Here is a 17,784-nt window from a genome sequence, read left to right on the forward strand (position 1 = left end):
ATAAAGCTGCGGAGAGCTTCACCGCAGCCGCATTCCCATCACCCCCGAAACAGTTTTGAACGGAGCAGTTTTGAACTTCACTGGACCCACCATGAGCCGCCGAAATCTCTTCCGCACCACGGGGGCTGCCGCCCTCGCCGGGGCACTGCTGTCCCAGACAGCGCCGTCCATGGCAGCCGGCGACGCCGGCTTGCAGGAACTCATAGATCGTCGACGCCTGGTCCTTACCGGGAGCCGGAGCGCCGCGGATGTCCCCGAACTCGCAGGGCAGCTCGAAGGGATGGGCAGCACCGCCGGAACGTGGTGGACCTCCATGGACAAGGCGCCGGTCCGGACCTCTCTGTGGAGCGACATCCCCTTGACGGGTATAGGACAGTCCACCGCGGCTACCAGCAACATGGGCCTGCACTTCAACCGCCTCTACGACATGGCGTTGGGCTACGCGGTCCCCGGCAATCCCTACGCCGGGAACCCGGAACTGGCCGCTGACATTGTTGCCGGACTGAAGCTCCTCAATGACACCGCGTACAAGCCCGGGATGCGCGCTGCCGGAAACTGGTGGTTCTGGGAAATCGGTGTTCCCCGCAAGTCAGTGGATATCCTGACACTGCTTCATACCGAGGTCCCCGAAGCCCTGCGGACGTCCCTGCTGGCAGCTGTGCGCTGGTTCGCACCGAACCCGAATTGGCGCGGCCGTGCTACATCTTTCGCCGAGACAGGCGCCAACCGCGTGGACAAGGCGCTGGCCTGCTGCATGCGCGGCATCCTGGACAACAATCCGGATGAAATCGCGTTGGGACGTGATGCCCTGAGCGACACCGTCCGCGGTGGAGTCAACAGCGTGTTCACCTACGTGACCAGCGGCGACGGCTTCTATACCGACGGCTCCTTCGTGCAGCACACGTACCTGCCTTATGCCGGGACCTACGGCGTGGTGGCGTTAGCCGGTATCGCAGAGATCATTGCCATGCTTGGCGGGAGCTTGTGGGCCGTCAGCGACCCGAAAAGAACCGTACTCCTTGAGGCAGTGGAACAGACCTATGCCCCGTTCGTGTGGGACGGCCGGATCATGGACACCGTCCGCGGCCGTGCCGTGTCGCGGCAACGGGAACCCGACTACGTCAGCGGCTTCGGCCTGATCTCCGCGGTGCTGCTGTTGGCGCCGGGCTGCGAGGAGCCGTACCGTTCCCGGTTCCTGGCCTTGGCCAAGGGCTGGCTGGAACGCTGCGCAGACCAGAAACTCGTAGGGCACCCAACGCAGAGCCTGGCAAAGTCCCTGTTGTCCCTGGACGTCCTCTCCAATACCGCCGTGGTCTCCGCGCCGGCACCGGTGTACAGCCGCATGTTCGCCGATCAGGACCGACTGGTCCACCACCGCCCCCAGTGGGGTTGCACGGTGAACCTGTCCTCCAAGCGCATCGGCAGGTACGAGTGGGGCAACAGCGAGAACAACCTTGGCTGGTACCAGGGCGACGGCATGACGTTCGTTTACACCCGCCAGGACCCCTCGCAGTTCAGCTCCGATTTCTGGCCGACGGTGGATCCCTACGCCCTTCCCGGCACCACGGTCAATGACCAAGCACGGGCCAGCGGCGCGGGAGGCGCCGGGACCGGAATTCCGCGCGCTTTCCAGGCTTTTGCCGGTGGGCTCACCGTGGATGCCCGGTGGGGTGTCATCGGCATGGACCATCTCAACCACAACAAGACCTTGTCCGGCAGGAAGTCCTGGTTCTTCCTTGATGACGCGGTGGTCTGCCTGGGGGCGGGCATCACCGGCACGGGTGGGGCTGCCGTCCAGACCACGGTGGAGAACAGGGCGTTCGCGACAGGAACCGTGCCTGCATTGCGGACCGATTCCCGGAACCGTCGCATGGCGCCCGGCGATGCAGCGGTACAGCTCAAGAGGTCCGTGCACATCGAGGGGCACGGCGGCTACGTGTTCCTCGATGCGCCGGGAGTGTCCGGGGTGCCTGAAGTGGCCGTGGTCCGCCGAACGGGGAGCTGGTTCGACGTGAACTCCGGAGCAGACACCGGCGGGTCAACCGATCCTGTTACCCGGGACTATGTGACCGTCACGCACCGCCACGGTGTGGATCCATCCGGGTCGGGCTATGCCTACATGGTGTTGCCCGCGGCAAGCCATTCCACTACGTTCTCCCAGTCGGCCAACCCCGATGTCAACGTCCTGGCCAATTCGTCGGAGGTCCAGATGGTTGAGCTGGTCAAGGACCAACTCGTCCTGGCCAACTTCTTCGCAGCAGGCACTGCAGGCGGCTATGCCGTCTCCGGCTCCTGCACCCTGGCAGCCCACCAGGCCGGGAACCAGCTCACCCTGTCCGTGGCCGACCCATCCCGGACCCAAGCCAGCGTCCGGATCACGCTGCCTGGTTCTCAGTGGCGCACCGTTGTACAGGCCGACGACGGCGTGGCCCTGGTCAGTGTCAGGCCTGTGGTCATCGAGGTCCAGCTGGACGGACATGGCCACCAGAAGAACCTGACGCTGGGCGCCTAGGGCGTTTCGGCGTCGAGATCGCGGGAGCCATGCAGGACCGCTGTCTAGCTACAGCGATCTCGACGAGGAACGGCGATCTCGGCGCACTCCGGCGATCTCGGCACGGTACGACGATCGCGGCGTGGGCCTGGTCAGTGTCGGGCCCGTGGTCATCGAGGTCCAGCTGGACGAACACGGCCACCAGAAGAACCTGACGCTGGGCACCTAGGGCGTTCCGGCGTCGAGATCGCGGGACCCATGCAGGATCGCTGGATAGCTACAGCGATCTCGACGAGGAACGGCGAACTCGGCGCGCTCCGGCGAACTCGGGCCACTGCGGCGACGGCGTGGCCCTGGTCAGCGCCGAGCCCGTGGTCATCGAGGTCCAGCTGGACGGACATGGCCACCAGAAAAACCTGAGGCTTGGCGCCTAGGGCGTTCCGGCGTCGAGATCGCCAGAGCCATGCAGGATCGCATGATAGCAACGGCGATCTCGGCGCAGTCCGGCGAACTCGGCGCGCTCCGGCGAACTCGGCCCACTGCGGCGACGGCGTGGCCCGGCGACGGCGTGCGCCTGGTCAGTGTCGGGCCCGTGGTCATCGAGGTCCAGCTGGACGGACATGGTCACCAGAAGAACCTGACGCTGGGCACCTCGTGCATTCCGGCGTCGAGATCGCGGGAGCCATGCAGGATCGCTGGATAGCAACGGCGATCTCGGCCCACTCCGGCGATCTCGGCTCGCTACGGTGATCCCGGCGTGGGCCTGGTCAGTGCCGGGCCCGTGGTCAACGAGGTCCAGCTGGACGGACACGGTCACCAGAAGAACCTGACGCTGGGCACCTAGGGCGCTCCGGCGTCGAAATCGCGGCAGCCATGCCGGATCGCTGGATAGCTACGGCGATCTCGACGAGGAACGGCGATCTCGGCGCGCTCCGGCGAACTCGGCGTGGGCCTGGTCAGTGCCGGGCCCGTGGTCATCGAGGTCCAGCTGGACGGACATGGTCACCAGAAGGACCTGACGCTGGGCACCTAGGGCGCTCCGGCGTCGAGATCGCGGGACCCATGCAGGATCGCTGGATAGCTACAGCGATCTCGGCCCACTCCAGCGATCTCGGCCCGCTCCAGCCCACCCGGCGAACCCGGCGCACACACAGAAGGAGGGCCGGGAAACCCCGGCCCTCCTTCTGTGTACAGCGGTGAAAGTTACGCGTTGGCCTTGATGGCTGCGGCGAGGACCTCGAGGCCGTCGAGGAGCAGTTCGTCGCTGATGACCAGCGGCGGGAGCAGACGGATCACGTTGCCGTAGGTGCCACAGGTGAGGATGATGACACCTTCCTTGAGGCAAGCAGCGGCAACGGCCTTGGTGAGCTCGGCGTTGGGTTCCTTGGATCCGGGCTGGACGAGCTCGATGGCCAGCATGGCGCCACGGCCACGGATGTCGCCGACCACGGAAACTTCTTCAGCCAGTTCGCGCAGCTTGCCCAGGGCGAGCTCTTCGATGTGGCGGGCGCGGCCGTTGAGGTCGTGCTGTTCCATGGTGTCGATCGCGGCGAGTGCTGCTGCGCAGGCAACCGGGTTGCCACCGTAGGTGCCGCCGAGGCCGCCCGGGTGGACGGCGTCGAGCAGGTCGGCGCGGCCGGTGATCGCGGACAGCGGGAGGCCGCCGGCGATGCCCTTGGCCATGGTGATGATGTCCGGGACAACACCTTCGTGGTCAACGGCGAACCATTCGCCCGTGCGGCAGAAGCCGGACTGGACTTCGTCGGCGATGAAGACGATGCCCTTTTCCTTGGCCCATGCGGACAGTGCCGGCAGGAAGCCTTCGGCCGGAACGATGAAGCCGCCCTCGCCCTGGATGGGCTCAATGATGATCGCGGCAACCTGGTCGCCACCGATCTGCTTCTCGATCATGGTGATGGCGCGCTTGGCTGCCTCGGCACCCGTGATCTCCGGGTTCTCTTCACGGAACGGGTAGCTCATGGGCATGCGGTAGACCTCGGGCGCGAACGGGCCGAAGTTGGTCTTGTACGGCATGGCCTTGGCGGTCAGGGCCATGGTCAGGTTGGTGCGGCCGTGGTAGGCGTGGTCGAAAGCAACCACGGCGTCGCGGCCGGTGGCCAGGCGTGCAACCTTGACGGCGTTCTCCACGGCTTCAGCGCCGGAGTTGAACAGCACGGTGCGCTTGGCGTGGTCGCCCGGGGTGAGGCGGTTGAGCTGCTCGGCAACTGCAACGTAGCCCTCGTAGGGGGTAACCATGAAGCAGGTGTGCGTGAAGTGCGCTGCAGCTTCCTGGACAGCGGCGACGACGGCGGGATCGGACGCGCCGACGCTGGTCACGGCGATGCCCGAGCCGAGGTCGATGAAGGAGTTGCCGTCGACGTCGCGGATGATGCCGCCGTCGGCGTCTTCAACGTAGACGGGGACGCCCGAGGCGACGCCGGCAGCAACGACGGCGGAGCGACGCTCGGCCAGTGCCTGCGACTTGGGGCCGGGGAAAGCGCCGTTGATGTTGCGCTTCTGCTCGATGCGGTACGACAGTTCGTTCGCGGTGGTGGTCATGGGGTGGTTGCCTTTCTGGGAAATTCGTACGGGTTACGCGGACGCGTTACGCAACTGCGCTATGCAATTGCGTTATGCATCCAATGCACTCATCACGTGCTTGATCCGCGTGTAGTCCTCGACGCCGTACATGGAGAGGTCCTTGCCGTAGCCGGACTGCTTGAAACCGCCGTGGGGCATCTCTGCCGTCAGGAGGATGTGGGTGTTGATCCAGACCGCACCGAAGTCCAGGTCGCGGCTCATGCGCATGGCCGTCCCGTGGTCGGTGGTCCAGACGCTGGACGCCAGGGCGTATTCGACGTCGTTGGCCAGCTCGAGTGCTTCTTCTTCCGTGCTGAACTTCTGCACGGTGATGACCGGACCGAAGGTTTCCTTCTGCACGATGTCGTCGCTCTGCTTGGCGCCGGTGATGATGGTGGGCTCGAAGAAGAAGCCCTTCTCGCCTGCGCGGTGGCCACCGGTTTCGATCTTGCAGTTCGCCGGGAGGTGCTCCACCACGGAGGTCACGGCGTTGAAGTGGTTCACGTTGTTGAGCGGACCGAAGTAGTTGTCTTCGTCGTTCTGCGAACCGGTGTGCAGGGTCTTGGTGTGCTCCACCATGGCTGCCACGACGTCATCGTGGACTGAGTCCTCAATGAGCACGCGGGTGATGGCCGTGCAGTCCTGGCCGGCGTTGAAGAAAGCGAACTCGGCGATGGCCGCTGCGCTCTTCTTGATGTCGGCATCCTTGAAGACGATGGCCGGAGCCTTGCCGCCAAGTTCCAGGTGGGCACGCTTGAGGCCCTTGGCTGCGCCGCTGGCAACTGCGATGCCTGCGCGGACGGAGCCCGTAATGGACACCAGTCCGGGAACCTTGTGGTCAACCATCATGGCGCCGGTTTCGCCGGTGCCCAGGACAACGTTGAGGACGCCGGCCGGGAAGATCTCGCCGGCAAGGCGTGCCAGTACCAGGGTGGACTCCGGGGTGGTGTCCGAGGGCTTCAGGACCACGGTGTTGCCCGCGGCCAAGGCGGGGCCGATCTTCCAGATGGCCATGAGGAACGGGTAGTTCCACGGCGCAACCTGGGTTACGACGCCGATCGGTTCGCGGCGCACGTAGGAGGTGTGGCCCTCGAAGTACTCGCCTGCGGACTTGCCTTCCATGATGCGGGCGGCACCGGCGAAGAAGCGGAGCTGGTCGGCGCCGGCCGCAACTTCCTCGGAGGCGATCAGGGAGCGGACCTGACCGGTGTTGCGGTGCTGGGCTTCCACCAGTTCGTCGCTGTTGGCTTCCACGGCATCGGCGAGCTTGAGCAGCATGAGCTGGCGCTGGCCGGGGGTTGCCTTCTTCCAGGTCTTGAAGGCCTCGTTGGCGGCGGTCATGGCTGCGTCCACGTCGGCTTGCACCGAAATGGGCGACTTGGCAACGATTTCCCCGGTGGCAGGGTTAACGATGTCCAGGAGACCCGTACCTGCCGGCGTGACGAATTCGCCATTGATGAAGTTCTGCAAGGTTTGAACCACGGCGTGCAACCCTCTTTCGGTGTCTGGGCATGGATTTAGCTGATCAGAGCCTATGCCAGGGAGGGGGTGCAAGGAATAGTCAGCTGCACACACAAGCACACCCCGCTTAGTGCGCTTGCCCAGCGCCGGGTTACGCTTTAAACATGGCTCTGTCCCTCGCTTCGCTCGTCGCTGTCCCCTCCCTGAAACTCCGTCAGTCCGGCCTCGCCGAGACCACGTGGAACCAGGACATCAGCTGGGTCGCGGTGACCGAACTGGAAGACCCGCAACGCTTCCTCAGTGGCGGCGAGCTGGTCCTCACCACGGGCCTTCGCCTCAAAAGCGCGGCTGATCAGCGGCGCTTCGTCCGCCAGGTCCAACGCGCGGGTGCTGTGGGGATCGGTTTCGGTATAGGCCTCACCCATGAATCGGTTCCCGAAGCCCTGATCGCAGAGGCCAACCGCTGGGGATTGCCCTTGGTGGAGGTGCCCTACGAAATCCCGTTCATCGCCATCGGCAAACTCGTGGCAGAGTCCCACTCCGCCGACCATTATTCCAACCTCGAACGCCTCCTGGCCGGGCACCAGATCCTTGCCCGCTCGCTGCTGACCGGCGGCGGCCTCAATGAACTCCTCAAGCAACTTGGCAGCATGCTGCGAACTGACGTCGTGCTCACCCAGTTCAGCGCGCAGCTCTACAACAGCGTTGTGGGGAAACCGGCCCCGACGGCGGACGGTTGGGCTTCGTATCCGATTCCCACCGGCCGCAGGGACGCCTGCACGCTCTGGTTGCGGCAGCCTTTCATCGATTCGGGAATCGTCAGCTACGCGCAGAACCTGATCAGCGTGGAGCTCAACAACATGGTCAAGCAGCGGCAGTCCCAGCGTGCCATGGCCGGGCAGGTACTGGACGACGTCATCCACGGCACCCTGGAAACCATCGAGGCAGCCCGTCGACTGGCAGGTGTGGGCATCAACAGCACCCGCAAGAACGTAGTGCTTGTTGCCGAGTCCACGGCACACCACAAACAGCTGGTCAGTATTTCCCTGCCCCAGGCGCTGGAAGGCGGCGTCAGCGCCGTCGTCGGCAAGGATTTGGTGACGGTAGTCAGCGACGACGGCAGTTCCGCCACCGCCCTGGCCAAGAGCTTTAGCGATCACCTGCAAGAGGCCGGCATCCACGCCGTGATCGGCATCGGCGGGGCCTACACTAAGCCGAACGGCCTGCGGTGGAGCTATTTCGAAGCGCGCGACGCCGCGGCGCACGGCTTGCCGGTGAACGAGCCCGAACGCCTGAGCCTGACGTCACTACTGCTGGCCAGCGAGGATGTTCCGTTGGCGGACATGGCCAGCGAGTCCCTCACCCCGCTGCGCAAGTTTGATGCCGCCCATGGCGCAGAGTTGGTGGCCACCCTGGAGAGCTACCTGAACCACAACGGCTCCGTGGCCGCGGTTGCCGAGGCGCTTACCCTCCACAGGAACACCGTGCGGTACCGTCTGGCCCAGATCACGGAACTGACCGGCTACGACCCCTCGCAAACCCAGGACCGGGTGCAGCTATGGCTCGCCTTGGCGGTCCAACGGCTCGGCTCCCGCAACCCCAGGTAGCCGCTCCCGGAGAGCTTCGCCACAAAACTGTAGACATTAGACGTCAAACGTCTAACCTTTAAATATGGCGACGACCCCTCTGACACCCACGACAGGAAACATCCCGACGATTGCTGCTACCCAGGCTTCTTCCGCTTCGGCCAGCCAAGCAGTCCCCAGGACGCGCGTCGTCGCCGTCGTCGGCATTATTGCCGTAGTGCTCATCGGCCTGAACCTGCGTGCCGGGATTACCAGTGCCGCGGCCCTGTTCCACGAGCTGCAGCAGGTCCTGGGCTACGGGGCCCTGGTGGCATCGGTCCTGCCATCCATCCCACTACTGTGCTTCGCGGTGGCGGGCATGGGAACCTCGTGGTTGACCCGCCGCGTAGGTGTCGAAAAAGCCATTGCCATCGCCTTGGCCCTCCTGGCTGCGGGCTTGCTGGTCCGTGGCGTGCCGGTGACTGGCGCCCTGCTGGGCGGCACGGTCCTGGCCATGTCAGGACTGGCAGTGTGCAACGTGGCCATGCCGTCGTTCATCCGCGAGCACTATGCGGACCGCACGTCCATGATGACCGGCCTCTACACGTTCACCATGTCCGGCGGCGCAACCTTCGCCGCAGCGGTCAGCGTTCCCTTGGCACAGCAGCTCGGGTCGCCGTCCATGGGGCTGGCGGCCTGGGGCCTGCTGGGTGTCGCGGCGCTCCTCGGCTTCCTGCCCGTAGTCCTGCACACGCACCGGAACACCACCAAGACCGACCGCCCGCGCGTCTCCATGTGGCCACTGCTCCGCACGCGCCTCGGCATCCTGATCACCGCCATCTTCACCTTCCAGGCCTTCCTCGCATATGCCGTGATGAGCTGGTTCGCCTATATCCTCACCTCCCAAGGGCTGAGTGCCTCCGAAAGCGGCCTCCAGTTCGGCGTCATGCAGTTGGTTTCGGTGGCCGCCGGAATGATCCTCCTCGCTTTCGGCTCACGGCCCGGCATGCTCCGCCCCGCGCTCTACCTCGCAAGCAGCTCCACGCTGGTGGCCATCGCCGCCATGCTGTGGCTGCCGACGTCGATGGCCGTGGTGCCGGCTGTGCTGTTCGGCTTCGGCTTGGGCATCTTCCCGCTGGTTTTGGTGATCATCAGCCGAAGCGGAGGTTCGACGGCGGAAACCACCGCACTCTCCACCATCGCCCAATCGCTGGGATACTTGATTGCGGCAATCGGCCCCTTCGGGATGGGGCTGCTCCACAGCGCCACCGGCGGCTGGGTGTTGCCCATGAGCCTGCTGTCCATCGTGGCTGTGGCGCTCATGGTCACTTGCCACCTGCTCACCAGCAAGCGCACTGCCACCAAGACCGCACCGAGGACCGTATGACCCTGACGCCTTCCCACCGCCCGGCCCTGGCCGAGGAAATCACCGCGAAGCTGCGGGACATGATCAAGTCCGGCGAGTGGCCATTGCAGGAACGCATCCCGGCTGAACCCGAGCTCATGTCCACGTTGGGGGTTTCCCGAGGCACCCTCCGCGAGGCGATCAAAGCACTGGCGCACTCAGGCATGCTGGAAGTCCGCCGCGGTGACGGCACGTATGTGCGTGCAAACAGCGAGATGTCCGGGGCAGCCCAGCGCATGTACCTCGAGCACACGCAGGAACACATCGTGGAAGTCCGGCTTGGCCTGGACACCCAGGCTGCCCGTCTGGCCACCAAGCACGCCACCACGGAGGATCTGGCAGAGATGCGCCGGCTCCTTGCCGCCCGCCACGATGCATGGCTTGCGGAGGATTACCCTGCGTGGGCCAGCGCCGATTGGGAGTTCCACGAACGCGTCGCCCTGGCATCAGGCAATCCGCTGTTGCACCAGCTCTATGTGTCCTTTGGCGGCGTGTTCCACAACGACCTCTTGCGGCAGCAACGCAAGGGCGGCTTCAACGGCATTCCCCGTGAGGGCCACGACGAACTGGTAGACGCCCTGGAAGCGCGGGATCCCGACGCCGCTGTACGCAGCGTCTACCGGAATCTCGACTATTGCTCGGACCAAAACCCGCGCTAGCCCATCAATTACGGCGTGGTCTCGATCCCTGCCCCGGCCGCGTTCCTGAACCTGGCGTTGATCAGCACCACGTCACGGCCGGCCCGGTCCAGCAGGCTGGCAGCAACACTGGCGCGATATCCCGTGGCACAGTGCACCCAGATCCTGGCGTCCGGCAGCTCGGTGATCCTGCCGAGGAGCTCGTAGACAGGAACGTTCAGGGCGCCTTTGATGTGGGACGCCTCGAATTCCTCCGGGCGGCGCACATCCAACACCATGTCCTCCGGTTCCCTGCCCTTGAGGAGTGCAGCCCAGTCACCGTGCGGGTAGCTCGCCTGTGGAGACTCCGGCGCCAAGGCACCTATGTCCACGGCTCCGCCGTCAGGCCCGACGGCGGCATCCGGCCTTTCGATGCCGATCCTCGCCAGGTCCCGGATCGCTTTCTCCACCTCGTCGCGCGGTCCCAACAACGTGAGCGGTTGGTTCCACGGGATCACCCAGCCGAGGTAGCTGGTGAAGTTGTCCCCCTTCCCGTACTCGAAGCCCACGCTGCCGTGCAGATGGCTGTCCGCGAAAGCCACGCGGTTGCGCAGATCCACTACCCACTCCCCCGCCTTGAGACGCCTGTCCAGTTCCGTGGCATCCACGGAGTCCGGCACCTCCAGCTCCGCCGGACCAACACCGGCCGCGTTGAGGGGACTCATGTGGGCGTAGTACGCAGGGTAGGCCGTAATGTTCGCCAGTAACTCTGAGACGAAGTGGTCTTCATGGGGGTCCGTCAAGGCATGGTTGGTCCGGGCTTGCTCGCCGATCGTCGATGAATCCTGGTAGCTCGCGGGTCCGCTGGAACAAAACGAGCCGAATCCGTGGGTTGGGTAGAGTGCCGCGTCCGGGGGTGCCGCGTCCACCAGCCGACGGACCGAAGAATACTGTTTGTGGGCCAGCTTGGCGGTGTCGTGGGGTGACACCAGGTCCGTCCGCCCAACGGAACCGTAGAGCAAGCTGCCGCCTGAAAACACAGCCTCCGGACCGCCGTCGGGCGCGTCATCGCGGACCACGTATGAGAGGTGCGTGTGGGTGTGCCCGGGAGTGGCAACCACTTTCACCAACAGCCGGCCGACGCGGAGAACCTGGCCGTCGGAGACGGGGACGCGCGCAAATGACACCTCGTCCGCAGCGTTCACCCAGTACTCGGCTCCGTGCGCTTCAGCCAGGACGAGGCCGCCAGTGACGTAGTCGTTGTGAAGGTGGGTCTCGGCCACATGGGTGATCCGGACGCCGGCGTCGGCGGCTGCCGCTTCCACCCGGTCGATGTCCCGTTGCGGGTCGATCACCAGGGCGACGGCACCGTCGTGGACAAGGTAGCTCCGGTCCCCCAGCTGGGGCGTTTCAATGACGACGACGTCCATACCCCCACCTTAAAACAACGCGGGGTCACTTAGGGCCCATCCGGAAGCTCCGAATGGGCCCTAAGTGACCCCGCGTTGGTCTTAGACCTGTGCCGAGACTCCATCGCGGGAGATGTCGACCATGTCCTCACGCGGCACAACCTTGATGCGCTCACGCTGGACTTCGACGCCGTGGGAGCCGCCGGCTTCGGTGGCTGCTGCGCCGAGGGCGAGCTCGTGGGCATCCAGTGCCAGCCAGCCTTCCCAGCTGGTGAACTTCACGCCGCGGGCATCCAGCAGATCCACGACGGCGTCTGCCGCCGGGACCTCAGCCAGCGGCAGGTTTTCGCGGTCCTCCAGCAGGTAGGTGACGGTTTCCAGGGCATCGCCCTTGGTGTGGCCGATGAGGCCGACGGGACCACGCTTGATCCAGCCGGTCGCGTAGAGGCCCGGAACGTGCTGGCCGTCGGCGTCCAGGACGCGGCCGCCGTCGTTGGTCACGACGCCCTTCTTGTGGTCGAACTCGACGTCCGGCAGCGCCGAACCGAAGTAGCCGATGGCGCGGTACACGGCCTGGACCGGGTAGTCGATGAACTCGCCGGTGCCGCGGGCGTTGCCCGTGCCGTCCAGCTCGGTGCGCTCGAACTTGATGCCGGCAACCTTGCCCGGAGTCTCCGCGGAGTCGACGATCTCCACCGGGCTGTGCAGGAAGTGCAGGTGCAGGCGGCGGGAAGCCTTCAGCTCGGACAGGTCCTCGGGCTGCTCGGCGATCCAGTTGGTGAGAGTGCCGACCATGGTCTTGGTCTGGTTGTTCGTCTGGATCTGGCGGTCGGACTCTTCGTCGAACTCGAAGTCCTCGGCGTAGAGGATGATGTCGACGTCCTTGGAGTGCGAAAGCTCCCGGAGTTCCAGCGGGGTGAACTTGACCTGGGCCGGGCCACGGCGGCCGAAGACGTGGACGTCCGTGACCGGGGAATTCTTCAGGCCGGCGTAGACGTTGTCCGGGATCTCGGTGACCAGGAGGTCATCAGCGTGCTTGGACAGGACACGTGCCACGTCCAGGGCCACGTTGCCGTTGCCCAGGACGGCGATTTCCTTGGCGTCCAGGGGCCATTCGCGGGAAACGTCCGGGTGACCGTCGTACCAGGACACGAAGTCCGCGCCGCCGAAGGAGCCCTCAAGCTCGATGCCCGGGATGTTCAGGTCGGCATCCTTGATGGCACCGGTGGCGAAGATGATGGCGTCGTAGTGCTTGCGGAGGTCCTCGATGGAGATGTCCGTGCCGTAATCGACGTTGCCGAAGAAGCGGATGTCGCCGCGGTCCAGCACTTTGTGCAGGGCGTTGACAATGCCCTTGATGCGGGGGTGGTCCGGAGCAACGCCGTAACGGATCAGGCCGTAGGGGGCCGGGTAGCGGTCGAAGAGGTCGATGCTGACGTTGAGTTCGCCGCTCTTGACGGCCTCGCTCTTGGTCAGGATGTCAGCTGCGTACACGCCGGCGGGGCCGGAGCCGATGACGGCGACGCGGAGCGGACGGTCCGCAGAACCTACGGGGGTGCTAATTGACACGGCTGTGTTCCTTCTTCTTCTCAGTTACTGCGGACGCGGGGACGGTTGGGGGTGATGGTGCTGTAGTCGGCGGTCTTGAAATGCTGGGGCGCAAAGGGGCTGACCCGGACGACGTCGCCGATCACGATGACCGCTGGATTGGCCACACCCACGGCTTCCGCCTGGTCCGCAATGCTTCCCAAAGTGCCGATGGTGACGCGCTGGTCCGGCAAATACCCGTTCTCTACGATACCCACTGGAGTGTCCAAAGGCAGACCCGAGCCTGCCAGGGCAGCCGCGGAATCGCGCAATTGCGCCACTCCCATGAGCAACACCACAGTGTGATCGGGCCGTGCGGGAACTTCGGACAGCTCCTCGTGGCCGGTGACCACGCTGAAGCCCTTCGCCAGGCCGCGGTGGGTCACCGGGATGCCGGCGGCTGCCGGAACCGAAATCGCGGACGTCACGCCGGACACCACTTCAACCTCGACGCCGTTCTGCCGGCAAAATTCTGCTTCCTCGCCACCGCGCCCCAGGACGTAGGGGTCGCCGCCTTTCAGGCGGACCACACGATTGCCCTTCAGGGCTTCGTCCACGAGGATGCGGTTGATCTCGAGCTGCGGCACGGGATGGTGGCCTGGCGTCTTGCCGACCTCGATCACGCGGACGTCCGGCGCAAGCTCTTTGAGCAGCTCGCGGGGACCAAGACGGTCGGCAACAACGACGTCGGCCTGGCCCAGCAGGCGCCTGCCGCGGACGGTGATGAGTCCCGAGTCGCCCGGACCGCCACCGACCAGAGCCACAGAGCCGCCTGCGCCCGGCTTGCGGTGCCTGCGAAGCGGGAGGTCACCTGTTTCAAGGGCTGTGGCCACAGCGTTGCGCAGTGCCATGGCGCGGCGTGGGTCTCCTCCGGCGTTGATGGCAATCTTGACGTCGTCCACCACGGCCACGGCAGGCGTCCACGCGGCTGAAGCTTCGTGGTCGGAGGCGTTGACGCACCAGATGCGCTGCGCCTCGGCGTCGGCTGCCACCTGGGTGTCCACGGCGGATGTGCCGGTCGCCGTCTGGACGAACCAGACGCCGTCGAGGTCTGACGTGCGGTATTCGCGCGCTTCCCAGGAGAGGAGTCCCGAAGCGTCGAAGCCTTGAAGTGTTTCAGTGGCAATGGGAGCGACCACGGTGACTTTCGCACCGGCGTCGAGCAGCCCCTTGGCGCGGCGTTCCGCGACGGGGCCGCCGCCCACGACCAGCACCGGGCGGCCGAGCAGCCTCAGCGCGGTGGGGTAAATGTCCTGTATTGCCATGAAAAAACTGTAGGGCGGCGCCGTAATATGCTTCAAAGGCTCGGAAACAACCGGTAACGCTGGGTAATCCAACGTCACAAAAAGTCTGCAAAGGGCCCCGGGATCCGGCGGGCTAGAAGACGGACCACCCGGTGCGCGTGGTGAACTCGTCCAACGCGGCCACACCTGCCACGGAATTGCCGGAACGCCCCAGCCCAGGGCTCCACACGCTGATGGCGCACTTGTTCGGAACCACGGCCACGATTCCGCCACCAACCCCGCTCTTCCCCGGCAGGCCCACCCGGTACGCGAACTCCCCGGCGGCGTCGTACGTCCCGCAGGTGAGCATCACGGCGTTGATTCTCTTGGTTTGCGCCGGTGACAGCACCAGGGTTCCGTCGGCTCCCAGGCCGTTCGAAGCGAGGAACCGGGTCGCCAGCGCCAGGTCTTCGCAGGTCATGGCCAGGGCGCATTGCTTGGCGTAGGAGTCCAGGACATCATCGACCGGGTTCTCCAAGTTGCCGCAGCTGGCCAGGAAGTGGGCCAATGAAGCATTCCGGTGCCCTTTGCCCAGTTCGGACGACGCCACGACCTGATCCGTATCGAGGCCCGTATTTCCGGTTTCCTGGCGCATCAATTCCCGGACGGCGTGCGCAGCGTCGCCTGTCAGGCTCAGGAGCCGGTCCGTCACGACGATCGCACCGGCATTGATGAACGGATTCCGGGGAATGCCTTCCTCGCTTTCCAACTGGACCAGCGAGTTGAAGGGGTTGCCCGAGGGTTCGCGGAAGACGCGCTTCCAGATACGGTCGCCGTCGGAAGCCAGAACCAAGGCGAGGGCGAAGACTTTGGAGATGCTTTGAATGGAGAACTCCACATGGGCATCCCCGGCCGAAAACACCTCACCTTCCCGGGTAACCACCGAGATCCCGAACTGGTCCGGGTCTACGGATCCCAGCTGTGGAATGTAATCGGCCACCTTCCCTTGGCCAACGTGCGGTTGGACTGCGCCGACGATGTCTTCGAGGAGATTCTGAATGTCCATTGGAAACCTCTAATGTCTGGGTGCGTCCCGTCGTCGTTGACGTGACGCACAAGTGCTCCTGGGGTGCACGGCAACCGCGCACAGCGAGCAACACTACCGGCCTTTAGGGGCCGTCCGGATCACACTACGTGGTTGGCCTGCCATCCGAACGCCGGCGCTATGTGCTTGGCCACGTTTCCCAGGAGCTTGGCGTTGTATTCCACTCCCAGCTGGTTGGGTACCGTCAGCAGGACGGTGTCCGCAGCCTGGACAGCTGCGTCATTGGCCAGTTCGTCCGCAAGGGCGTCCGGCTCCCCGATGTAGCTCTTGCCGAACCTGGACAAGGCTCCATCGAGGATCCCTACCTGATCCTGGCTGTCCGCCTGGGCGCGGAGGCCGAAGTAGCGGTTGTCCTCAGCATCGACGATCGGGATAACACTGCGGCTCACCGAGACCCTGGGCTCAAAATCATGACCTGCAGCGGCCCAGGCTTCGCGGAACATCCGGATCTGTTCTGCCTGCAACTCATCGAAGGGCACGCCGGTGTCTTCAGTGAGGAGTGTTGAACTCATCAGGTTCATGCCCTGCTCGGCAGCCCACACAGCTGTCTTGCGGGTGCCGGCTCCCCACCAGATCCGCTGCGGAAGGCCCGGCGACTGGGGCTGGATGGGAAGCAAACCCGTCGCACCTCCGGAGTAGTGCGGATCGGCTTCGGCCACGCCGTGACCGGCGATTGCTTTGCGGAACAATGCTGTGTGACGCCGGGCCATGTCACCGCCGTCTTCACCATCGGCGGGGACATAGCCGAAGTTCGCGGCACCGTTCCGGGCAGGCTCGGGTGAACCACGGCTCACGCCGAGCTGCAGCCTGCCGTCACTGATGAGGTCCGTGGCGGCAGCTTCTTCGGCCATGTAGAGCGGGTTTTCGTAGCGCATGTCGATCACGCCGGTGCCCATCTCGATACGGCTGGTCCGAGCTGCGATGGCTGCAAGAAGGGGGAACGGCGAGGCCTGCTGGCGCGCAAAGTGGTGCACACGGAAGAACGCACCGTCGATGCCCGCTTCCTCCGCGGCGACGGCCAGTTCGATCGCTTGCTTCAGGGCCTCGCCGGCAGTGGGAACCAAGGAGCCGGGGACGCGGGCCCAATGGCCAAAGGACAGGAAACCGATCCGTTTGTTGTGCATGTCCGGAACAACGCTGACCGACGCGTGCTCATTCCTCAATCAGCACGGCGGTAATGCATGGCGACCGTGCCGTTACTCAAAGGCTCCGCCGAGACCAGCTCCAGGCGCCGGGTGGCGAGCAGTCCCTCGTGATACAAGGTGGGGCCATGGCCGGCGATGAAGGGATGGAGCAGGAACTTGTACTCGTCGATCAGGTTCAGCCGGTCCAACTCGGTGGCAAGCTTCCCGCTGCCGATCAGCACCCCCGCAGGAATCCTGTCCTTGAGCTCCTGGACCGCCGCTCGGAGGTCGCCCGTGACGTGGTGGCTGTTGGTCCACGGGTAATCACTTCGGGTAGCCGACACGACATACTTCGGTTTGGTTTCCAATGTCAGGGCCCACTCGCGCAGCGCCGGCGGGGCATCGATTTCCCCGCTGGCTACCAGCGGCCAGTAGCTTTCCATCATCTCGTACGTGGTGCGGCCCCAGAGCATCGCGCCGCTCCGGTCCAGGAGCCGGGTGAAAAGGGCGTGCGTTTCGTCATCGGCGATGCCCTCCCGATGGTCGACGCAACCGTCCAAGGTGACGTTGATGCTGAACGTTAGAAGGCCCATTTGCCGATTCTAGGGCTACCGGCAGATCGACGCAGCAGGGTCGAGGTGTTCCTTTTCGGGATTACCTGATTCGCCGGGTCAGGCAGTGTTCCGGTTGAGGCGCTGCACACTTTGAATGACTCGACGCATATACCCTCCAGGGGTATACTGGCCGTGTCCGGAGCAAAGGGAAGGAGCACAGGTAGACGTGTCCAATCGCCTGTCCTACCGGACTTTTGCGGCTTTTCGACGGCGGGCCTCACTCCTGCTGCTGGTGGCCGCGGTCATCGCCGGCATCTTCGGGATGCACGTGGTCAACGGGTCCCATAGCACGCACGCATCCACCGCAGCCGCAACGCTGCCGGCGGCCGCTGCGGCCCACCACACTCATGGCTCTGCGCAGCACCTTTCGCAGACTCCGCTTGCCGAAGCAGACAAATGCACGTCGGGAAGCTGCGCCTGCTCCCAGGCCGCCGGCGCCACGTGCACCCCTTCCCTGAAGACGGGTTCCCTCGCTGCATCGGCTCCCGGCGACGCCGTCGCCGCCGATTCCCCTGACCGGGGACATGACGAGCCCCAGCCATCCTGGTCCTATCAACCTGCAGGCCCCACCCCGGGGCAACTCAGCATCAGCAGGACGTAAGC

At 65.0% G+C, this 17,784-nt stretch carries 14 protein-coding genes; 6 read left to right on the forward strand and 8 right to left on the reverse strand.

Features of this window, described 5'->3' with window-relative positions:
• Positions 1–91: 91 nt before the first annotated feature.
• Positions 92–2,512: a polysaccharide lyase 8 family protein gene (locus ACNAOU_RS16875; RefSeq protein ID WP_422757290.1), complete on the forward strand. Its 2,421-nt coding sequence runs from the start codon at positions 92–94 to the stop codon at positions 2,510–2,512.
• A gap of 454 nt (positions 2,513–2,966) precedes the next feature.
• Positions 2,967–3,194: a hypothetical protein gene (locus ACNAOU_RS16880; RefSeq protein ID WP_422757291.1), complete on the forward strand. Its 228-nt coding sequence runs from the start codon at positions 2,967–2,969 to the stop codon at positions 3,192–3,194.
• 500 nt (positions 3,195–3,694) lie between these two features.
• Here ACNAOU_RS16880 and gabT read toward each other — a convergent pair whose 3' ends face one another.
• Both gabT and ACNAOU_RS16890 read right to left on the reverse strand, forming a co-directional pair.
• Entirely contained in the window at positions 3,695–5,050 is a 1,356-nt protein-coding gene (gabT, locus tag ACNAOU_RS16885) for a 4-aminobutyrate--2-oxoglutarate transaminase (RefSeq protein WP_018776808.1), read from the reverse strand.
• A 72-nt stretch (positions 5,051–5,122) separates the two neighbouring features.
• Positions 5,123–6,553, reverse strand: coding sequence for a gamma-aminobutyraldehyde dehydrogenase (locus tag ACNAOU_RS16890; RefSeq protein WP_422757292.1), 1,431 nt, complete (start codon positions 6,551–6,553; stop codon positions 5,123–5,125).
• Between the two features lie 143 nt (positions 6,554–6,696).
• Between ACNAOU_RS16890 and ACNAOU_RS16895 the strand changes: the two genes are divergently transcribed.
• The 3 genes from ACNAOU_RS16895 (at position 6,697) to ACNAOU_RS16905 (ending at position 10,161) form a co-directional block, all read left to right on the forward strand.
• Positions 6,697–8,139: a PucR family transcriptional regulator gene (locus ACNAOU_RS16895; protein WP_039242536.1), complete on the forward strand. Its 1,443-nt coding sequence runs from the start codon at positions 6,697–6,699 to the stop codon at positions 8,137–8,139.
• A gap of 64 nt (positions 8,140–8,203) precedes the next feature.
• A complete protein-coding gene (locus ACNAOU_RS16900; RefSeq protein WP_018776811.1) occupies positions 8,204–9,484 on the forward strand; it encodes an MFS transporter in 1,281 nt (426 codons plus the stop codon).
• Positions 9,481–10,161 carry a FadR/GntR family transcriptional regulator gene (locus ACNAOU_RS16905; RefSeq protein WP_079580847.1) on the forward strand — a complete coding sequence of 227 codons (681 nt, stop codon included), beginning with the start codon at positions 9,481–9,483 and terminating at the stop codon, positions 10,159–10,161. The genes ACNAOU_RS16900 and ACNAOU_RS16905 overlap by 4 nt, the downstream gene beginning before the upstream one ends.
• Before the next feature lie 8 nt (positions 10,162–10,169).
• On the opposite strand, the gene ACNAOU_RS16910 is transcribed toward ACNAOU_RS16905, so the two are convergent.
• The 6 genes from ACNAOU_RS16910 to ACNAOU_RS16935 all read right to left on the reverse strand — a co-directional run bounded on the left by ACNAOU_RS16910 (position 10,170) and on the right by ACNAOU_RS16935 (position 17,160).
• The gene (locus tag ACNAOU_RS16910) at positions 10,170–11,549 is read right to left on the reverse strand and encodes an MBL fold metallo-hydrolase (RefSeq protein ID WP_422757293.1); all 1,380 of its coding nucleotides are present in this window, start codon (positions 11,547–11,549) and stop codon (positions 10,170–10,172) included.
• Positions 11,550–11,630: 81 nt separating this feature from the next.
• A complete protein-coding gene (locus ACNAOU_RS16915; protein ID WP_055971495.1) occupies positions 11,631–13,097 on the reverse strand; it encodes an FAD-dependent oxidoreductase in 1,467 nt (488 codons plus the stop codon).
• Between the two features lie 20 nt (positions 13,098–13,117).
• Positions 13,118–14,380, reverse strand: a complete 1,263-nt coding sequence (gene cobA, locus ACNAOU_RS16920) for a uroporphyrinogen-III C-methyltransferase (RefSeq protein WP_422757294.1) — start codon at positions 14,378–14,380, stop codon at positions 13,118–13,120.
• A gap of 112 nt (positions 14,381–14,492) precedes the next feature.
• Positions 14,493–15,404: a glutaminase gene (locus ACNAOU_RS16925; RefSeq protein ID WP_055971492.1), complete on the reverse strand. Its 912-nt coding sequence runs from the start codon at positions 15,402–15,404 to the stop codon at positions 14,493–14,495.
• 119 nt (positions 15,405–15,523) lie between these two features.
• Entirely contained in the window at positions 15,524–16,567 is a 1,044-nt protein-coding gene (locus tag ACNAOU_RS16930; RefSeq protein ID WP_110503788.1) for an LLM class flavin-dependent oxidoreductase, read from the reverse strand.
• Between the two features lie 35 nt (positions 16,568–16,602).
• On the reverse strand, positions 16,603–17,160 hold the full coding sequence (locus ACNAOU_RS16935; RefSeq protein ID WP_422757295.1) for a dihydrofolate reductase family protein: 558 nt from the start codon (positions 17,158–17,160) through the stop codon (positions 16,603–16,605).
• 187 nt (positions 17,161–17,347) lie between these two features.
• Here ACNAOU_RS16935 and ACNAOU_RS16940 point away from each other — a divergent pair, with 187 nt between their 5' ends.
• Positions 17,348–17,782, forward strand: coding sequence for a hypothetical protein (locus ACNAOU_RS16940; protein ID WP_275775836.1), 435 nt, complete (start codon positions 17,348–17,350; stop codon positions 17,780–17,782).
• The last annotated feature ends 2 nt before the right edge of the window (positions 17,783–17,784 follow it).

Source organism: Paenarthrobacter sp. C1 (assembly GCF_049315185.1).
Taxonomy (GTDB): Bacteria; Actinomycetota; Actinomycetes; order Actinomycetales; family Micrococcaceae; genus Arthrobacter; species Arthrobacter nicotinovorans.